General features: G+C 44.2%; 16 protein-coding genes and 1 pseudogene. 6 read left to right on the plus strand and 11 right to left on the minus strand.

What is annotated here, in order from left to right:
• Window positions 1-329 precede the first annotated feature (329 nt).
• From NAF17_RS00005 to NAF17_RS00020, 4 genes are all read left to right on the plus strand, one after another.
• The gene (locus NAF17_RS00005; RefSeq protein ID WP_252755921.1) at window positions 330-1,493 is read left to right on the plus strand and encodes an AAA family ATPase; all 1,164 of its coding nucleotides are present in this window, start codon (window positions 330-332) and stop codon (window positions 1,491-1,493) included.
• A gap of 156 nt (window positions 1,494-1,649) precedes the next feature.
• Complete coding sequence (locus tag NAF17_RS00010; protein WP_252755922.1) at window positions 1,650-1,868, plus strand: hypothetical protein; 219 nt, start codon at window positions 1,650-1,652, stop codon at window positions 1,866-1,868.
• A 36-nt stretch (window positions 1,869-1,904) separates the two neighbouring features.
• On the plus strand, window positions 1,905-2,363 hold the full coding sequence (locus NAF17_RS00015) for a hypothetical protein (protein WP_252755923.1): 459 nt from the start codon (window positions 1,905-1,907) through the stop codon (window positions 2,361-2,363).
• An 84-nt stretch (window positions 2,364-2,447) separates the two neighbouring features.
• Entirely contained in the window at window positions 2,448-3,563 is a 1,116-nt protein-coding gene (locus tag NAF17_RS00020) for a DNA-methyltransferase (RefSeq protein ID WP_252755924.1), read from the plus strand.
• 208 nt (window positions 3,564-3,771) lie between these two features.
• Here NAF17_RS00020 and NAF17_RS00025 read toward each other — a convergent pair whose 3' ends face one another.
• The 4 genes and pseudogenes from NAF17_RS00025 to NAF17_RS18200 form a co-directional block, all read right to left on the minus strand.
• Window positions 3,772-4,305 carry a hypothetical protein gene (locus NAF17_RS00025; RefSeq protein WP_252755925.1) on the minus strand — a complete coding sequence of 178 codons (534 nt, stop codon included), beginning with the start codon at window positions 4,303-4,305 and terminating at the stop codon, window positions 3,772-3,774.
• Window positions 4,306-4,308: 3 nt separating this feature from the next.
• Window positions 4,309-4,629, minus strand: a complete 321-nt coding sequence (locus NAF17_RS00030; RefSeq protein ID WP_252755926.1) for a hypothetical protein — start codon at window positions 4,627-4,629, stop codon at window positions 4,309-4,311.
• Window positions 4,622-5,218: an MjaI family restriction endonuclease gene (locus NAF17_RS00035; protein ID WP_252755927.1), complete on the minus strand. Its 597-nt coding sequence runs from the start codon at window positions 5,216-5,218 to the stop codon at window positions 4,622-4,624. The genes NAF17_RS00030 and NAF17_RS00035 overlap by 8 nt, the downstream gene beginning before the upstream one ends.
• Window positions 5,219-5,350, minus strand: a pseudogene (locus tag NAF17_RS18200) (helix-turn-helix domain-containing protein); the annotation flags it as partial.
• A gap of 557 nt (window positions 5,351-5,907) precedes the next feature.
• Here NAF17_RS18200 and NAF17_RS00040 point away from each other — a divergent pair.
• Both NAF17_RS00040 and NAF17_RS00045 read left to right on the plus strand, forming a co-directional pair.
• The gene (locus NAF17_RS00040; RefSeq protein ID WP_252755928.1) at window positions 5,908-7,095 is read left to right on the plus strand and encodes a Gfo/Idh/MocA family protein; all 1,188 of its coding nucleotides are present in this window, start codon (window positions 5,908-5,910) and stop codon (window positions 7,093-7,095) included.
• A gap of 557 nt (window positions 7,096-7,652) precedes the next feature.
• On the plus strand, window positions 7,653-8,522 hold the full coding sequence (locus NAF17_RS00045) for a sugar phosphate isomerase/epimerase family protein (RefSeq protein WP_252755929.1): 870 nt from the start codon (window positions 7,653-7,655) through the stop codon (window positions 8,520-8,522).
• 48 nt (window positions 8,523-8,570) lie between these two features.
• Here the strand turns inward: NAF17_RS00045 and NAF17_RS00050 are convergent, their stop codons facing one another.
• From NAF17_RS00050 to NAF17_RS00080, 7 genes are all read right to left on the minus strand, one after another.
• Window positions 8,571-9,359 (minus strand): GLPGLI family protein, encoded by a 789-nt coding sequence (locus NAF17_RS00050; protein ID WP_252755930.1) that lies wholly within the window; start codon window positions 9,357-9,359, stop codon window positions 8,571-8,573.
• Window positions 9,360-9,393: 34 nt separating this feature from the next.
• Window positions 9,394-12,219 carry an outer membrane beta-barrel family protein gene (locus NAF17_RS00055; RefSeq protein ID WP_252755931.1) on the minus strand — a complete coding sequence of 942 codons (2,826 nt, stop codon included), beginning with the start codon at window positions 12,217-12,219 and terminating at the stop codon, window positions 9,394-9,396.
• A 108-nt stretch (window positions 12,220-12,327) separates the two neighbouring features.
• On the minus strand, window positions 12,328-15,135 hold the full coding sequence (locus tag NAF17_RS00060) for a S8 family peptidase (protein WP_252755932.1): 2,808 nt from the start codon (window positions 15,133-15,135) through the stop codon (window positions 12,328-12,330).
• A 79-nt stretch (window positions 15,136-15,214) separates the two neighbouring features.
• Window positions 15,215-16,051 (minus strand): M57 family metalloprotease, encoded by an 837-nt coding sequence (locus tag NAF17_RS00065; RefSeq protein ID WP_252755933.1) that lies wholly within the window; start codon window positions 16,049-16,051, stop codon window positions 15,215-15,217.
• 271 nt (window positions 16,052-16,322) lie between these two features.
• Complete coding sequence (rfbC, locus tag NAF17_RS00070) at window positions 16,323-16,880, minus strand: dTDP-4-dehydrorhamnose 3,5-epimerase (protein WP_252755934.1); 558 nt, start codon at window positions 16,878-16,880, stop codon at window positions 16,323-16,325.
• A 2-nt stretch (window positions 16,881-16,882) separates the two neighbouring features.
• Window positions 16,883-17,185 (minus strand): DUF4286 family protein, encoded by a 303-nt coding sequence (locus tag NAF17_RS00075; protein ID WP_252755935.1) that lies wholly within the window; start codon window positions 17,183-17,185, stop codon window positions 16,883-16,885.
• 221 nt (window positions 17,186-17,406) lie between these two features.
• The gene (locus tag NAF17_RS00080; protein WP_252755936.1) at window positions 17,407-19,251 is read right to left on the minus strand and encodes a tetratricopeptide repeat protein; all 1,845 of its coding nucleotides are present in this window, start codon (window positions 19,249-19,251) and stop codon (window positions 17,407-17,409) included.
• Between the last annotated feature and the right edge of the window lie 69 nt (window positions 19,252-19,320).

Raw genomic sequence — 19,320 nt, forward strand, 5'->3', positions numbered from 1 at the left:
TTTTATAATGCGCTCACAATCAAACCTTCCAAAATTATACTACTGACAATATCGTGCCACCACCGCCTGTGGTTATTACCGGTATATTTGAGGGTAAACTACGTCCTGTAGCCCTATCTTAATCCGTTAGTAAACGGACTAAACGAGAACCCTTCAACCAAAAGTTGAGGGGTTTCTTTGTTTATAACCTTTTCCTGTTTGCCATGGAGAGCCTGTAAAACTACGCCTTTCCAACAAGCCAAATGTTCACGTTCACGCTGGTGAACACACACGCGTTTTTGTAAAGCGCTCACAATCAAACCTTCCAAAATTATACTACTGACAATATCGTGCCACCACCGCCTGTGGTTATTACCGGTATATTTGAGGGTAAACTACGTCCTGTAGCCCTATTTCAATCACCTAAAAACCGCCCCAAAATGACCCAAAACCACTCCGCAGTACGGCCTGACTTTATTGAAAAAATTCGCGCCGAAGCCCGGGGCGTAACTTACCGCCCGGCTAAAAGGAAAAAAGAAGTAGCCCCACCACCCGACCCCGACGAATGCCGCTACCTGTTTAACGTTGCTACCGGTAACCGCTGGATGGAACTTGGCGAACGCGAGCCCACGCCTCAAATGCTTTTTGGTGAGCTTTGGTACCAAGGCGAACTCGCTATACTGTTTGCTGATACCAATGTGGGTAAAAGCGTACTGGCCGTACAAATTGGTAATAGCATAGCCGAAGGCAAACCCATTGCGGCCTTTGCCCTGCAGGCCGAACCTGCCAAAGTACTATACATTGATTTTGAACTTGGCCTGATGCAGTTTTACACACGTTATACCAATGCGCAGGGGAGTTATAGTTTTACCGATAGGTTTATACGCGCCCAGTTTAACCCCAATACCGGCCTGCCCGGCGGCGATAGTAACAATGACGATCATCTGATTGCCGGTATTGAGTACAGGATCCAGCAATTAAAGGCCACGGTACTCATCATTGATAATATTAGTTGCCTGCGCGGCGGTACCGAAAGCGCCCATGTAGCGCTGAGCCTTATGAAAAATTTTAAGGCACTAAAAAACGATTATAACCTATCTATTTTGGTGCTGGCCCATACGCCTAAACGCCGTAACCCGGGTGTGCCGCTCTCGGCCGACGACTTGCATGGCAGCAAGCTGCTAATGAACTTTGCCGATAGCGCCTTTGCCCTGGGCACCAGCGCGGCCGACCCACATCTGCGTTACCTGAAACAAATTAAACAGCGTAACACCGCGCAGATCTATGGCGAAGATAATGTATGCCTTTGCCGCATTACTAAGCCCGGCGACTTTTTACAAATGCAGTTTGAAGGCCAAAGCCACGAATACCTGCATCTGCGTACCCGCCTAACCAACCAGCAGGTATTAGCCCCCAAAGTAGCCCAACTTGCTGCCGCTGGTTACAACCAACGCCAAATAAGTAATGAATTGGGTATTGCTGTAGGGTTGGTTAATAAGTTGATGGAGAGGTAAACTTATATTGGTTTCAAAATTCTGCCATGTAAACGAAGTACGCCCTTTGCAACTTAAAGTATTAACTATAATTGTTAGTAAAATTGCTATTTATGTTAGCTAACTGTTTTATAAACTTAATTTTTTATTTGTTAATTTTTATAAAATCAATGAGTTATGGCAAAAGAAACTATTATAAGAAAAGAGCCGACTATTTCTGTAATACCTTTAGACAGATATATTACTGCGGATGGAAGTAAAAAAGAAAAAATTCTTGTAAAGGCTAAATTCCAAAATACGTTTATGGTAGCAAGATACTCAAGTCCTAAATCTGCTATTAATAATTTTATAAAAGGTGTTGAAAGGAAAAATTCGATATTTGACGACTTTATTTAAAAGGAAAACAAAAGGTTACTTGATAGTGATTTTAAAGTGATAGATCAACGCTGTTCATTAGAAGCTTTACATGTCTTAAAACTTAATTCATCAAAATTATTTATTCGTTATAAAGATCATTTTTCAAAAAAAAATTTTAAAAGACAAAATACTCATGTATTTTCTGAAGGTGTAGATGTTTCCCTGTCGCCAGATTTTGCCATATATGATAGAGTAACTAAAAAAATAGCAGGCTTTATAAAGTTAAATTTTTTGAAAAAAACTACAGTAAGGTTAACCTATCAGCAAGGGCAGCTAATTGCAGGGCTTATAAAAGATCATTTAGAGGAGCAGTTCGAAGTAAAATTCGATAGGAAGTTGTGTGTAGCCATTGACGTGTTTACCGCAAAAGTTATCTATGCACCCGAAGAAATCACTTGGGAAAAAGATAAGCCTAAACTAAAAGTAGCTTACAGGGAAATATACAACGTTTGGCCGTATTTGAATAAGAATTGAGCTTAGGCACTTAAACACCGTTTTTATCAATTTATAACATATGAGCAGTGTTGACTTTAAGTAACTTATTGCTATTTTTGTAATATGTTTTCTCGTTTCACAAATCACAAAATTTTGTTTGGTCCTGCTAATGATAAATTGCAAGAGTTGAATGATAACTCAGTCAACTTAATTGTTACCTCCCCTCCATATCCTATGATTGAAATGTGGGATGAAATTATGGCGGATCAAAACGAGGCTATTATTAAAGCAAAAGGGAATGGCGTCTTAAGTTTTGAACTTATGCATATAGAGCTTGATCGAATTTGGAAACAAGTAGAAAGAGTTTTATCCCCCGGAGGCTTCGCATGTATAAATATTGGTGATGCAACGCGGACTATTAATGAACATTTTTCCTTGTACAATAATCATTCTCGTATCGTATCCGCGTTTATAAAGTTAGGTTTTACAAACATGCCTAACATTATCTGGCGTAAGCAAACTAATGCTCCAAATAAATTTATGGGATCTGGAATGCTTCCAGCCGGTGCTTATGTAACATTAGAACACGAGTGGATATTGATATTTCGTAAAGGTGGGAAACGTATTTTTAAAAAGGATATTGATAAGGAATTAAGAAGAGAAAGTGCTTTTTTTTGGGAAGAGCGAAATGTTTGGTTTTCTGACCTGTGGGATTTAAAAGGGACAAGACAAAAGATTGAAAGTCCATTATCTCGAAGTCGTAGTGCCGCTTATCCATTCGAATTGCCATACCGTTTAATTAATATGTATTCTGTTAAAGAGGACGTCGTATTGGATCCATTTTTGGGAACAGGCACTACCACACTGGCAGCTATAGCGTCAGAAAGAAATAGTGTTGGTGTAGAGATAGATGCTACCTTTCTACCGATTATCGAAGACCATATAATTAATGCCGCCCCTTTGCAGTTGAATAGATATATCCAAAACCGCATTGAGCAACACAAATCTTTTTTAGTTGAGCGTAAAAGTGATGCAAGTAAAAACGAGATTAAGCATTTTAATTCGAACCTGAATTTTCCAGTTATGACTTCACAGGAAACAGGTATAAAAATGTCTTATGTAAAAGATGTTACCAAGATAGAAGACGAATATAAGGTGAACTACACCGAAGTAACAAAAAGCGAAGACCTTGTACTTAAAAAGCATAAGATGCCAGCACAGATAATTATAAATTTTTAATTATTTCCTGATTAATTATGTACCCATTGCTGCCTGCTATAATATCGTATACAGGCATCCCGAATTCTATTTGATACTGTTGATTTTTGCGCTGATTTGCAGATCGGGCTTTATTTATATAAGGAGCGTACCGCGTGTATGATTCGGGTTTAATTTGAAGTCCATAAGTCAATTGCCCGTCTTTAAAAACCTCATAGTCAACACCATATTAATGATCAAATTCACCGCTTACCTTTTTAAATTCAGCTTCTGGGAATAAGCGTTGTAGCGTTACAATAGTGTTATTTTCTCTTATTACAACACCATTCCATGTTTCACAAATCACGCGAAATCGAACGCATTGAAAACATTCCTCAGTTGTTAAATTAAAGCCATTGTCTTTTACTGCTTCGTATAATAAGTGAGCTTTAACTCTTAATTGCTTTTCAATTCTGCCAAATTGAAAATTTAGATTTTTTAAATCCCAAGGCAATCGCCTTGCTATTGAACTATCTTTTAAAACAAGTTGTTCATCGTTTAACAATGTCTGTTGCTCGTTATTTAATTGTTGAATTTGCTCATTTCTGTATTGCCCGCTGTTGTAATAAAATGCCTCCCAATCTTCTTTGCTGGAAAATTCTTCAATGATAATTAGGCTGGTAACATAACCAACCGACCATGGATCGTTTAGTATCAGGTCATTCCATATTTGGTTGGTTGATCTGAATTTATTAGCGTCTATCGGTAAAATAAATTCATCCATCACCTAATGATTTTGTCGATCATCCCACATCGCTTGAAGATTGTCAGCGCGATTCTTTAGGTGCGTTATTCTACTTAGCAATGATTGTTTAGCAACGGCCAAATCGGCTTCTTTTGTGATATGAAAATAGCCTTTATTTGTACTTCCAATTAAGTAATCACCATCTTTAACCATTTTTCTTATCATGCTTCTGATAGTTTCTTGTGTTCGACCAGGGTCAACCTTAGCCGTTAAGCTTTCATAAATTTCATCTGATTTTATAAAATTTGGTGAAACACCAAGTATTATATTTGCGATTTCTTCTTTAACTTCTTCTTTAGTCATTTTCTATATTAGGTAAATCAAATTCTATAACAAGTTCACTTTTCTTTTTATCATAAAAAATAATTGGTACATCAATTACTTCGTTTAAGCCCCGTTTGTTTTTATAAGTAATTGGTTTAATGCTTACAGGAATACCGCCGATTACACCATCAATTCCTTTACTTTCTTCGTCAGCTGTGGCTAACCGATAATCCTTATCATATTTTGCAGCAATAGCTTTCAAAATCGCTTGCTGGAATTTTAATCCTGCAAAAGTTTTAACTATCACAAGCTCTTCAACCCATTGTCTTACTATATCACGGTCAATTTTCTGTATGCCTTCCTGAAATGCTTTTACCATTTCCCAAACTTTGTCAGATGCATCATCAATAGCTTTTGGGTGCTTTTCGAGATACCATTTTTCCCACTCCGCAAGCGATGTGCCCTCAAATTGTTGTATTAGATCGCTCATTTGCCCAACCATTCTTGCTCTTGTTCCTTGAGCATTTTGATTGGCCAAATTCATGATTTGAGTAGCATACTTAGAATAGCTATATTTTTTACCGGAAAGTAATTCCTGTACTTGTGCATTTGGTATTTTTATTTTCATTTATATTCCTTGAAACAATTCACTTAAACTTACTTTAAGTGCTTTTGAAATCTTTTCTAAATTGACAATGGAGATATTCCTTTGCCCGTTTTCTACACTTGCTATGTAACTTCTATCTAAATCAGCAGCATATGATAGATCTTTTTAGGAAATGCTATTTTGTTCCCTGATCTCTTTTATACGTTTGCCTACATTGGATTTAATTTCCATTTAGTAAAGATGATGGAATGTAGACTATAAGCCAAAGACTATAAGTAACACATTGTATTTTTAATTCCCCCCCTAAACCCGATAGGCGGGAAAGCCTTTGCTGCGTAGGCCTGCGCGTTAGGGCAAAGCTTGTACAAATAGCGGGGCTGCGGCATCCGTACGTAGCACTACAGTACCTTTTCCTTTTGGTTCATTGGTTCATTAGTGCCTGTCCATCTGCATATCCTCCCATCTGCATATCCGCACATCCGCATATCCGCACATCTGTATATCTTCCTATCTAAAACATATCCGCACATCTAAAGCATATTCCTCCCATCTGCATATCCGCACATCTTCCCATCTAAAGCATATTCCTCCCATCTGCATATCTGCACATCCGCATATCTTCCCGTCTAAAACATATCCGCACATTTGCATATCTGCACATGTAACCCTATCTTCATCGGTGTAATCCTAAAACCATAAATTTTACCGTTATGAAAATTGCTATGCTTGGCTCGGGCTTTATTGCGCGTTTCTATGCCGATTCGCTGATCGGGCACCGCAGGCTGGATGCGCTGCATGCCGTGTACAGTCGTAATATAGACAAGGCCAAACAATTTGCTACCGATTATAAGCTGCCTGTATACAGCGATAGCATGCACGAGGTGGTGAACAACCCCGAGGTGGATGTGGTGGTGATCTCGCTCCCTAATGATTTACACCTGGCCGCCGTAGCCGCCTGCGCCAAAGCGGGTAAGCACGTGCTGTGTACCAAACCACTTGGCCGCACCGCTGCCGAGGCCAAACAAATGCTGGATATGGTAGAGCAGGCGGGCGTAATGGGCGGCTACCTGGAAGATTTGTGTTACACCCCCAAGTTTAATAAAAGCCTGGCCAGCGTAAAGGCGGGCGCATTGGGCCGCATATTGTGGGCCAAAAGCCGCGAGGCGCACCCCGGCCCCCACAGCAACTGGTTTTGGGATAAGGAGCAAAGCGGCGGCGGCGCCATTGTAGACCTGGGCTGCCACTGTATCGAGATCGCCCGGAACTACATCGGCAAGGACGTTCGCCCGGTAGAGGTGATGTGTTGGGCGGCCACGCAGGTGCACCCTATTGATGCGGAGGACAATGCCATAGGCATGGTAAAGTACGCTAACGGCGCCATTGGGCAGTTTGAGGTAAGCTGGTGCTTTCGCGGCGGGATGGACCTGCGCGACGAGGTAATGGGTACCGAGGGCACCATCTGGATCAACAACTTTATGCGCACCGGGTTTGATATGTTTAGCACCGGCAAGGGCGGCGGCTACGTGGCCGAAAAGGCCGAGAGCAGCAGCGGCTGGCTCTTCCCCGTGGGCGACGAGGTGAACGAGCTGGGCTACAACCACATGTTTACGGATATGTTTGACGCCATTGACCAAAACCGCCCCCCGGCCGAAACGTTTTACGACGGCTACGTGGTGAACGCCATTATCGACGCGGCCTACGCATCGGCCAAAACCGGCGCCTGGGAACCTGTGCAGATCACCGATTGGCGCGGCAGCACCAACACCCAAATAGCCACCAATTTTACCAGTTTTAACGACCAGTACTATTTAATAAAAGAAGAGATATTGCCCCACGGCGAGCGCAAACTGATCTTGAAAGATAAAACAACCGGGGAGGTAGTGGTGAGGGATGTGTAGGTTTAGGGAGTTGCGGTAACGGTTTGGGATGGATTACTGCAACGGCTACTAAAAACCTGCCACTTCTTTAATGGCGTTCCCTGCGGGCCGGGCTTTCCGCTCATACGCCTGCAGGCCTTAGGCGCAAGGCCGGTATCCGCTGCAATCCCTAACGCGAAGGTCTTGCATGGCGGGCAACGCGAGGTATCGCTTCTCTACAACCATTCACCGCGCGTTATTGCTGTAAGGGAGGGTTTTGAAAAGCGTTGGCCCAAACGTCAAAGCGGGCGGGCCGGGAGTATGGCGGGAATGACGGTTTAGCTTTCGAACTCGCGCATGCGGGAGAAAGCGTTAAGAACCGGCAGGGTGGGCGGAAGCGTCGCTTTGACTTGGCCTTTTCTTTTGGTTCGTTTTCTTTGCGGCTAAGGCAAAGAAAATGAACATCCACAGGCTGATGGAAACTCGCTACCGCACCTAACGAAGAACTAATAGGCGGCTCTGTAAAGTAAAGAGATTGCCACGCTATCGCTCGCAAAGTCGCGATGTTAAATAAGGACCAATGAACCAGTAAACCAATTATGAACAGAAGAAACTTTATATACAGCAGCGGGATGCTGGCGGCATTGTCCGCATCGGATGCGATGGGGGCAACGCTAATCGGGCGCACAAAACCTGCCCGTGGCATTCAGCTTTACATGGTAAAAGAAGATATGGAGCGCGACCCTGCAGGCACGCTTAAACAACTGGGCGCCTTGGGCTACACCCAAATTGAAAGCTACGGCAGCGACAAAGGCATTTTTTGGGGCAAAACCAACACCGAGTTTAAAAAGATTGCCGCTGGTTATGGCCTTAACCTGGTAAGCACCCACTACAACCCCTGCACTTTAGAGGAGTTTAACAGGCTTGCCGCGCAGGGTGCCGAGGTAGGTATGAAGTACCTCATTTGCCCCTGGCTTGGCCCGCAAAAAACCATCAACGCGTTTAAAACCTTTGCCGATGATTTTAACAAGCGCGGCGCTATCTGCAAAAAGCATGGCCTGCGCTTTGGCTACCACCCGCACGATTACCCCTACAAACCGGTAGGCGGCGAGTTACCTATTGATGTACTGCTGGCCGGTACAGATAAGGCACTGGTAGATTTTGAGATGGATGTGTACTACACCGTAACCGGGGGTGCCGACCCATACGCCTACATGCGCAACCACAAAGGCCGCTTCAAACTCGCCCACCTGCGCGATGTGCTGAAGAAGCGCCTCCCTGCAAATAGCAAAGAGGAATCTGCCTGTGATATGGGCGAGGGGATCATCAACTTCAGGAAGTTTATTACCACCGGGCAGGATACCGGCATGCAATACTTTTTTGTAGAGCAAAGCCGCTTTTACCACCAAACCCCACTGCAAAGCGCGCAAAAGAATATGGCGTATTTGAAGGGGTTACGCCTCACCTAAATCCTCTTCATAAGAGAGGTTTTTTTTATCTCTTGATCTCCCGAATCCCTACAATAAATAGATCTTAAAGAAGCGTTTGCCGTATTCGCCCCAACCTTCCATGGCTTTGGTGAGGGTGGTTTTAAGGGCGGCAGAAGTAGTTACCTTACCTTTTACAGGGGCACGCAGGCTGGTTTCGGCAACGGGCGCATCGGTAACTTTGGTGGCAAACCAGGTAACGTTCTCATGCGGCAGGGCAAGGCCCAATATCATCCCCGGTAAACCGCTGAACGATTCGGGTCCGCCCGATAAAGGGATCTCATCGCTGTAAAAAGCTACCACGTAAATGGAATCCATTACAATGGCGTTGGCGCGGCGGCACATGTAGCCGGCAATCTCGCGGGTTTCTTCGGTGATCTTCCAGTTGATCTTGCGGGCGGTATCCTTTACCAGAAACGTTTCCTCAAATACCTTTTTGTTGGTGGCGCTCAGGTTGGTGTTCAGGTCGGTATACGTGGTGTTTATTTGCTGTGCCAGGGGCATATCGCTAAACCAGCTGTTTGATGCGGGGGCGTTGTCTGCAACGGGGGCGTAAAGGGTTTTGTTGCTGCCAAAGGTAAGCGTGCTTTTCAGCACCTTAAACTGCGGGTTGCTTTTTTTGTACTGCTCAAAAGCGGGGGCGTACCAGCTTTCGTTATCCTTGTTAATTACGGCTTTTATTACACCGTACATGTTCACCCTTTTCTCAAACTCGATAGTGCCCGATGTGGTGAAATGTGCGTTCTGTGCAAATAAAGCGCTGCCGCTAATGAGGCAGGTTAGTAGTAGTAATAGTAGTAGTAATAGGTGCTTTTTCATTGCTATATATTTTCTGTGTTGTAGTTCCCTTAACTTATTTTTTTGCCGGTGTACCGCCGCCCATTCCGCTAAAATCCCAGCTTAACGATACCATGTAATACCTGCGGATGGTGGTGTAACGGTTCTCGGTAATGTAGGTGCTTGATGCGCTACGGGTAAAACCCGCGTTTTGGTTCAGTAAGTCGTTACCACTTAGGGTTAGTTTTAAACCGTCGCCTTTCAGGAACGCTTTGCTCAAACGTGCGTTAATAATAGTTTGGCGAAAATCGGTAGCGAAGGATTGCGTAGCCGCAGTATACTGGTACTGGCCATCGCTGCTAACTTCTATCTTCCATGGCAGGTAAACCTGTACCCAGTAATTGGCACTAAAACCACGGCCGTTGTTGTTAACGTCCGTGTTAAGTGACGATTGCGCAACGGTGTAAGTAGGGCCACCGCTTAAATATATCGAGTACTTTTTCTCCTTGTTTTTCGACAGGCCTAAAGTACCGCCATAGGTGTTGGATTTGGTTTTATTCAGCGCATTATCCTGCATACTAAAGTAGGTGTTACCATTCGTATTTAACCTGGCGTTTAAGCTTATGCCGGCAAAACCAAGTTTGCGGCTCATTTGCAGGTCAAAACTAAAGTTGTAGGGTTTTTGGCCCGGCAGGTTAACCGCCTGGGTGGTACTTTTACCTAAGGTTTTATCGGTGATTACGTTGTTAACGATAGGGTTTGTGGTAAAGCTGTAGTTACCGTTTAACCATACCGATTGGTCGCTTAATACCTTGTACATGTTGTAATAGCCATAAAAGCTATTGGTGAATGATGGTTTTAAGTTAGGGTTACCAATGGTAATGTTCAACGGATCGGTATTTACCAGAACGGGTTGTAACTGATCTATCGTTGGCTGGGTTTGGTTACCATAATAGCCCAGGTTTAAATTGCTATAGGTAGAAAACTTGTACGAGTAGTTTGCCTGTGGCGCCCAGTTGGTAAAATTACGGCCTATAGATGTATTGGTGATCTCGTTCTCCTGTTTATAATCTACATTGGTAACGCGTGTGCCAAAACGCAGGTTACTTTTGCCTTTTTTGTAATTGAAGTTGATGCCTCCCTGGTTTAATGTTTGGTTAAATATGTAGTGGTTACTTAACGATGTATTTAAAAGATCATACTCGCCGCCTGCCAATCTATCGAAGGATTTTCTATCCGCATCGCTGTTATTTAAATCGAAACCATAATTAAACACTACCGCCAAAGCTTTGGTGATAGGCTCGGTATACGTTAAGTTGGTATTTAATCTGGATGTTTTAGTATTATCCGTTTTTCGCTGATTGATGATCTCCTGCGTAGTTGGAGCGCCGGTAAGGTCAAAATAGTCGATCTCCGATCTCAGGAAGCCGTCTGCCTTGTTTTCGGTACGGCCTGCCGTTACGTTAAACGATATAGTACGGCCCGGTTTCTTAAACTTTTTATTGTAAAAGATAGAGGCGTTATACAATTGCTGGTCAACACGGTTATCTATCCGTTTTTGGTTGGTGTTCAATAAGGTTTCGTTCTCGCGCCTGCTGGTAGAGGTATCCCTGGTGTGGGTATCGCTATTTTTAAGCGTACCATCCATAGAGATCTTTAGGTTTGATGTGGTATCCAGCTTAACCGAATAAGTTGCATCCAGTTTTTGCCTGAAAATGCTATTGTTAAAGGTATTGTCAGATGCTGTTTTTATTACCCGGTTAGCTGTGGGGTCGACAGGGTTTTCCGGTAAGTTTTGTTGTGATTTGTTGTTGCGGGTACCATCAACCTCTAACGAGCCTGCTTTGTAATTGGTATTTAGCGCATACTTGTCGCTTTTCCATTTATCATCGTAGTGAACACCACCTGTGTATGCTTTCGGGATACCCTGGTTGTTGTAGCGGCCATCAAACGAATCCAGCTCATCGTTGCCACCGCTGCTAAAATACATACCGCCGTCATCGCTAAATTGCATCCCCTCGCTGGTACCCAACTTGTTGTTGTCCTGCCAGCTAAGGCCTATTTTACCGGTGTTGGCACCAATACCGTAAACGCTAAACTTCTTTTTACCCTTAAATTTATTGTAAAGGCCTTGCGCCTGGTAGTAACCGTCGGTACCAATACCGGCATCCACCTTACCAAAGTAGCCGTTCTTTTTATCTTCTTTTAGCTTAATGTTAATGGTTTTGGTTTTCTGCCCGTCGTCAATCCCCGTAAAGGTAGCCTGGTCGCTTTTCTTGTCGTAAAGCTGTACTTTATCTACCATGTCGCCACGGATGTTTTTGGTAACCAGGGTGGGGTCATCGCCAAAAAACTCTTCGCCATCTACCAATACTTTTTGTACGGTTTGGCCCTGGGCGGTTATCTTGCCATCCTTATCAACCTGTATGCCGGGTAGCTGTTTCAGCAGGTCTTCTACCTTGGAGTTTGGCTGGATGGTGTAAGCCTTCGCGTTAAATTCGGTAGTATCACCCTTGATCTTAATGGCGGCAATGGTGCCTTTTATCAGCACCTCGTTCAATAACCTCGATTTAAGGTTCATGGCGATGCTGCCAACGTTAAAAGTGGTTTTGGCAGAATCAAGCGTAAAGTTTTCTACATAGTCGGCATACCCAGGGTAGGTTACCAGCAGGATGAACTTGCCTTTGTTAAGGTTTGTTAAACTGAACGACCCAGTGGACGAAGCCCTTGTAAATTTACGAAGTGTAGAGTCTTTAGCGTTTAATACGCTGATGGAAGTATTGGCCAATTTTACATGAGCAACGCTATCAACAGATACGCCTTTTACCGAATAGTTGGTTTGCGCAAGCGCAGATAGGGCGCAAACGAAGCATAATACGAGCGCCGTAATTGTGAGTTTCATAACAGGTTTAATGAGCTACTAAGATATAACTAAAACCTTAGTAATAGAAAGGCCTTTGTTGTTAAAAAGTGTTAAATCTGCGTTTAGCGCATATCAGTCACATAATTGTTACGGTGCCTTCACAATTTTTGTACTGTAAATTATTTTTCCTTTTTGGGTGATTACGCTCGTATAAACACCCGGATATACATTGATGGGGACTGTGTTTTGTAACCCGTTAAAGGTTTTTGTAAGGCTCAGCCTCCCTATGGCATCATAAAGCTTTAACTCGTAATCGTTAGCCTCGCCGCTTAAAATAGTGAGTTGGGTGTTCACCGGGTTTGGGTACAGGGTAAACTGGTTGCTTTGTAAAAGTATGGCGCTTGCCAGGTCTGAATTAACGTTGGTGCCATCTACAGTAGTAAGCCTTGCGCGGTAATAGTTGATGCCTTTTTTGGGTGAAGCATCAGTAAACTTGTATGCTAACACGCCAGTAACAACATTGCTTGTACCGAAGGTAGTGTATCGATCTGTACCCGTCAGCTTTTCCCACATAATGGTTTTTAAATTGAGGGTACTGCCCACTTGCAAACTCAGCTCAATGGTTTTGTTATCCCTAACCTCTGCCAGTAGCGTGCGGATGTAGCAGCCTACGCCCTGGGTGGTAGCATCAATGGTAAAACTTTTTACACCTTCAAAACCGTTACCCTGCGCGCTTACCGCAAAGTATTTGGAAGATTGCGCGTCCGCAGGGATCACAATAGAGGTATCGGTAGATGTGGTCAGTTTTTGCAGAAGATTATCTTTGATGGTATAGATCACATATCCTGTTGCGCCGGGTTGCAGGTTCCAGTACAATAAAGTGCCGCTGGTGCAGTTATAGCCCACCTGCAAGGTTAAGGGTTGGGATATGGTAAACTCTTTACTAATATAATGCTGCGTACCAATGTGCATTTTTAACATCGCCTGCGTAAATTTGTCGGGCGTAGCCCATTCATAGGTATTGGCATTTAGCGAGATCCCGTTTGCCTGCACCTGCCAGGTAGCCCCATGATCGTAACTCACACTTAAGTTGCCTGTAGTGTTGCTAAAAGTGCTTTGCCAGCGCAGGTAGTTATCTTCATTTGCCAAAAACTCATTCTTGCCAGATGGGGCCGTCCACTCAAACTGGTTATTAAGTTTGCTTTGATAGGCAATGTAAAAAGCCTGCGGCCCTTGTGGTACCCTGCTGCCTTTTATATTGATAGTGTAAACCCCCGCGGGAGGGTTTTGCAAGGTTACCTGCTCGGTGTTGTTCAACGTATCGCGTTGCCTTTTAGCCGGGCTTAATAACGAATCGATAAGCGGGTAGGTGCTTAGCGTCCATGGTAGCAGGGTAGCACCTGTTGGCGTAGTAACCGAAAGGTCCAAATCATTTATTAAAGCATAGGGTGCGTTAAGCTGCGCCGGTGCATCATTCCATGCCAAAGAAATTTTGAGTGCGTTACAATTAGCGGGGACAGTTACCTGGTAACTGGTTTGCGCTTTATTGGCAACATTGCCTGTTTTAAAACGAGCGTCGGTTAGGGTACGTACAGCCTCCAACGCGTTTAATTTACCGTATCCCGTTTTATAATCTACCGCGGCTGTGCCAATATCATCGGCACTGTTTATCAATATTGCTTTTATTAATGCAGATGATGGCAGCGCATTGTTTTGCTTTTTGTAGGCTTGCTGTAATAAGGCCACAGCGCCCGATGTAAACGCCGCCGCGCCCGATGTGCCGTCTTCTCCATCGGCCACCAATTCGGGCTTTATACGGCCGTCGTAGGCCGGCCCTGCAGAGCTTAATGCTTCGGGTATAGCTGTGCGGCCTGTACCACCCACAACCAGCACGTTTTTGGCCTGCTTAAAAGTTCCGGACAGGTTAGCCATATTGGCTATACCGCTGTACACACCCGTAGCAGGCGCGGTTGTGCCGATATTGCCGGATGAGAATACGTGGACAATATCATCGTTGCCATAAACCTGTCTGTCGTAAGCTTCGGCCTCGATACCGTAATAATTTTCGATACCCGTACCGTACGAGTGGTTTTGCAGTTTGATGTTAAAGGTTTTAAAAGCGGTAATGGTATCGGGCAAAAGCCTGGCGAAATCTGACGAGGTAAATTTTGCCGCCGGGGTAGCACCTTTGCCTTTTATAAATGAATTGCCGTTGCCGCCTATCAGCGTAGCCATAATGGTAGCATGGCCGGAATTTTTTTTGGCAGGGGTAATGGAGGTGAACGAACGGCCAAGCAGGTCCAGGTCATCCTCATCATATCGTTCCTCTTTAACGCTTACGTTAATGCCGCTGCCGGTTAGATCTGTAAAATTATCGGCCACCGCCGATATATTGTTCGCGCCAAGGTCAAGGTCGTCAATAACCAGCTCGGGGTGGGGTTTCCTGTCCAGCCCGGCAAAGGCAATATCCGGCTGCTGTAACAGCGCCGGCAGTTGGTTTAGTTTTATTTTCAGGTTAATGATGTTCCCGTTAGTGGAAACAATGGTGCCGTATTTTGTGATTGCGGCAAGTGTGGCTGTGCTATGTTTTTTAAGCACCAGGTTAACCACTTTAGTGGTATGGGGATGGCTGGCGTTTAAACGCACCAGATTATCGTCGGCCTTCCATAACGCGTTTGATGGTACAGCGCTGATGATATTTTCGGTTGGGGTAATGTTGCTTCGCGATGAAGCGATGTAGTAATAATAAGATACCCTTTTTACAAGGTTTAAGTTTTTAAGCCGGGATGGCTGGTTTACTTTAATAAGATAGTAATGTAGGCTGTCGGTTTTAAGTGTTTCCACCTTTGGCGCGGCATACATCTGCGTTACCGATTGATCGCTTAGTGTTTTTTGGGCGTATGATATGTTGAAGCAGGCAATAAAAAGAAAAAGGCATACGGTCTTTTTTATCATATCTATACAAAACAAGGGGGAGCCGGTAAAACTCCCCCTTAAAGTAATACTATTTAGTTGATCTTAAAAGCGATATGGCTTAGTACAAATAGTTAAGTGCTATTTTATCATTCGCGTTAAAGGTGCGGTCGCCGCCGTTAGAGCAGGCAAGCATCCAGGAAGCAGCATCAGCAGTAGATGGTGTGCCCGGGATACGTACTGCGCCAATGTTTGATGCACCCTCATTAACTGCGGTACCACCACAGCTGTAAGCGCGATTGTAATAATCGGTATGGCGAAAACCAATGCAATGGCCCATTTCGTGCTGTAAAACAGAGGTTAAGTAACTAACATCCGGGTTGCTGCCGTAAGCTGCTGCATTGGTATTCATCTGGATCTCGTTATATGGGTTGCCAGAACTTGTTGGGAAGCCTGATGAGCCTAAAGTGATGTAACCCCCGCTTGGGCCTTCGTTAAACCCAATGATCTGGATTTGGCCGCCGCTGCTTACAAACTGGAATTTTAGGGTTAAGTTAAGCGCGTTGTAACGTGCAATTGCATTTTGTGTAGCCGTACCATACACCGTTGGCAGGTTAGATATTGATACCGTAACCGTACGCGGCAGGTTTTTTACCACATTGGTTGTTCGGTACTGCTCCGTTTCAGCAATACGAACATTCGGGCTGGTGCTTGCCTCGGTCAGGTTGGCCTCGGTCAATAAAATGTCGCCTTCTACCAGGTAGCCATTATTCACTTTACGTACCTGGTCTGTACTAAAACCAAGGTCGTTAATGTTTTTTAATACGGCTGCAGATACCTCTGTTTTTGAAACAGCGGTTACTTCTTTAGTAGATTTGCTGTCTTTTGTGCAGGCAAATAAAACGGTTGCGCCAAACGCAGCGATAACGCCGGTTTTGAATAATAATCTTGTTTTCATGTGTTTGAAAGTTGTTTAGTGTTTGATAAGTTTTAATTATAGACGTAGTATAGCCGGCCAGCTATGTATTGTATACGATAGCAATATAACAAAGTTTCATTTGAGTTAACAAATAATTATTTTTTTTCTTGAAAAACAAACACTGCTGCTTTAAGGTAGTTTAATGGCCAATATTAAGTGTAGTAGCAGGCGCCAATTAATCCTGAAATTAATTGAGTTAATTATTAAGAAATGTAGTATTGACGGCTAATGGAGGTTTTTGCGGAAGATTTTAATAAGTAAACGGGCTGTCGAAAGTATCGAAAGCGGGTTGTTCCTGGTCTTTTGCCGATAGCAGGGCATCTTTTTCGGCAATGCCCCAGCCAATGGCCAGTTTGGGGTCGTTCCAGGCCAGGCCAATCTCCGATTCTTTGTTGTACAGGCCGCCGCTAACTTTGTAAACAAATAGGGTATTATCCTGCAGGGTTAAAAAACCATGCACACAGCCGGGAGGGATCCATAGCTGTAATTTATTATCGGCACTAAGCTCTACCGCCACATGCCTGCCGTAAGTGGGCGAGCCCTTGCGGGCATCAACCGCAACATCTAAAACGGCGCCTTGCAGCACCCGTACCAGTTTGCCCTGGGCATACGGCGGTGCCTGCGCGTGCAAACCGCGGATGGTATTCTTTTGGGATAAGGATTGATTATCCTGCACGAAATCTGCATCGATACCCGCCTCTGTGAAAGCACGTTTGCTGTAGCTTTCATAAAAGTAGCCGCGGTCGTCGCTAAATACTTTTGGCTCGAACAGGAATACGCCGGGTATGATGGTTTCGGTAAAGCCCATGGCTAGTCTACAGTTTTCATTAAAGTATTGAACAATACAAAACGCTCATTAAACTGCGCCTGGTGTAAATCCTGATGCTTAAACAAATGCTTGGAGTAATATTCCTGGAACTGCTCAATAGTATCCGCGTTAAACTGTACACAGTAAGTGATGCCGTCGTTAGGCGAATCTACAATGGTTAACAAGCGGTACGAACTGAAGTAGCCGGTAGACATTACCAACGGGATGTGTACGTTCTTCATCCAGTCCAGCCATTCCTGCTCAACGGTATCATCTAAAATTACGGTGTCATTATATACGATCATGCTGCAAAGCTACAATTTGGGTTTGGGATTACAATTACCCTATGTCATTTCGATGCGATAGCGAGAAATCTTGTTAGATCAGATAAGCGAACTCTGCAAGCGGCTGTGCATATCTAACAAGATTTATCTGCGATGAGCTCCCTTCGGTCGGTTCTCCTCACTATCGCATCGAAATGACATGCTTTTTTAACTAATCTCCAATCACCAGCCTCTAATCACTATTAAGAAGCATCATTTTTATCCCCCCTCAATACCCTAAATCTTTTTCGGGCATCGTTTATCCAAAGGCTGGCGGGGTAGTTGGTAATTATTTTTTGGTAATAGGTTTTAGCGATGTTGGCGTCGTTCAGTTTGGTATCATAAATATCGCCAAGCATGTACACGGCGTCATCGGCCCAAAGGTCGTAGCTGTGTTTTTCTTCGATGGTTTTTAAAACGATAACCGCATTGGTAAAATCCTTCTGCTGGATCAGGATGCGGGCCTTTGCCATCAATATATCCGCCTCCAAAGCATTCCCGGGATATTTTTTGTCGATGCTATCCAGGGTCATCACCGCTTTCTCGGGCTGTTCGGCAAATATCAGCAGGTCTGCACGCGAGTAGATCTTAAGGGCGTTACCGCTACTATCGGCATGCAGGTTATCAGATATTAATAAGGATAAATTAAGCGCGTCGTTAGCGATCAGTTGTGTGGTCGCGGCTTTTAAAATATCCAGCTGGCGGCGTGCCCAGTTAAAGTCGCCGGTGTAGTAGGCCATTTTGGCGTTGCGTAAAAGTGCTTCCTGGGCAATGCTGCTGTTGGGGTTATCCTTCTCTACCTGGCTATATAATAAGGTAGCGTCCCAGGGTTGGTTGTTAAGCAGGTAAACATCGCCGAGGTCGAGCTTACAAGCGGCTATAAGCGCAGGCCTAACGCCTTGTATGGCAATGGCACTCTCCAATAGTGCCTGCGCATCTTTTAATTTATGCAGTTTAAAGGCCTGCAGGTTCGCCAGCTTCTCCATCGCAAAAACGGTACTGCGGTTGCGGCCAACCTCGTCCAAAAGGCTGATGTAATCTTTCTCCAGGCTGACCAGATCTGCCTGCACGTATTTACCCGATGTTACTTTTAGGTTTTTGGTGTTGATGAGCTCCACCTTGGCCTGGATGTAGTTTTGATTATCCTTATCGCCGCCTTTACCAATAATGTACCCGTAACCACGGATGGCGGCATCGTATGCCTCGTTGGCTACCAGCGTACGGCATAGTTCAAATATTGCCGAGCCATCATCATTTTGGCGGCGGCTTAAAGCCAGCGACTGGTTAAGTGCCATATCATACTCTTTTTGCTGCAGGTATTGCCAGGTAAGCAGGTTAGGGTAAATAATTTGCTGCGGGTCTTTCTGGATGCGTTTTAGCAAGGCCACTTTCAGCATCTCGTAATCCTCTGGACCTTCGTAAACGTTGGCCAGGGTGCTTTCGGCCTGGCTGATGAATACCGGGTTGGTTGGCAAAAAGTTGAGGTATTCTTCGGTCAGTTCTTCTTTATCGCGTTTGTAACGGTAAAGGGTGATCAGCTCAAATGCAAAAGCAGATTCGTTATGGAGAAGTTTGCGGCCTTGCAGGAAAATTTTGATGGCATAATCTGCATTGGCGCTCTGGTAAAACTGGGAAGCGATGCCCGCAATGGCGTTTTGATCGGCAGGCAGGTTTTTGATCAGGTCGTTGTACAATGCATCCGCTTTAGCGGTATTACCCTGTTGCGTATAAGCCGAACCCAGCGCAATAGTGTACTCGTTATTGCCGGGATATTTACGCAGCATTTTTTTGGCGATGATTTCGGCATCGTCGTATTTCTTAAAGTTCAACAGGGTATTAAAATATTGCTGAAAGTAAGTTTCACCGTCTTGTTTAAACAGCTTCTGGTATATATCAAGCGCTTTTTGCCGCTCGCCATTTGCTGTGTACTGGCGGGCCAGCAGCAGGTCGTTATTTTGGGCAAAAAGCTTTGTGCTTCCAATAATTAGTAACAGCATTAGTACATACAGTCGCTTCATTATTTCTTTATAGTTTAGCAGGGCCGGCATATAGGTTATGTAACGTAAAAAGCGGGTAAAATTGTAGTGACATTTGTATAAAGGTTAACTAAAATAACT

The sequence above is a fragment of the Mucilaginibacter aurantiaciroseus genome, from assembly GCF_024055595.1.
Taxonomy (GTDB): domain Bacteria; phylum Bacteroidota; class Bacteroidia; order Sphingobacteriales; family Sphingobacteriaceae; genus Mucilaginibacter; species Mucilaginibacter aurantiaciroseus.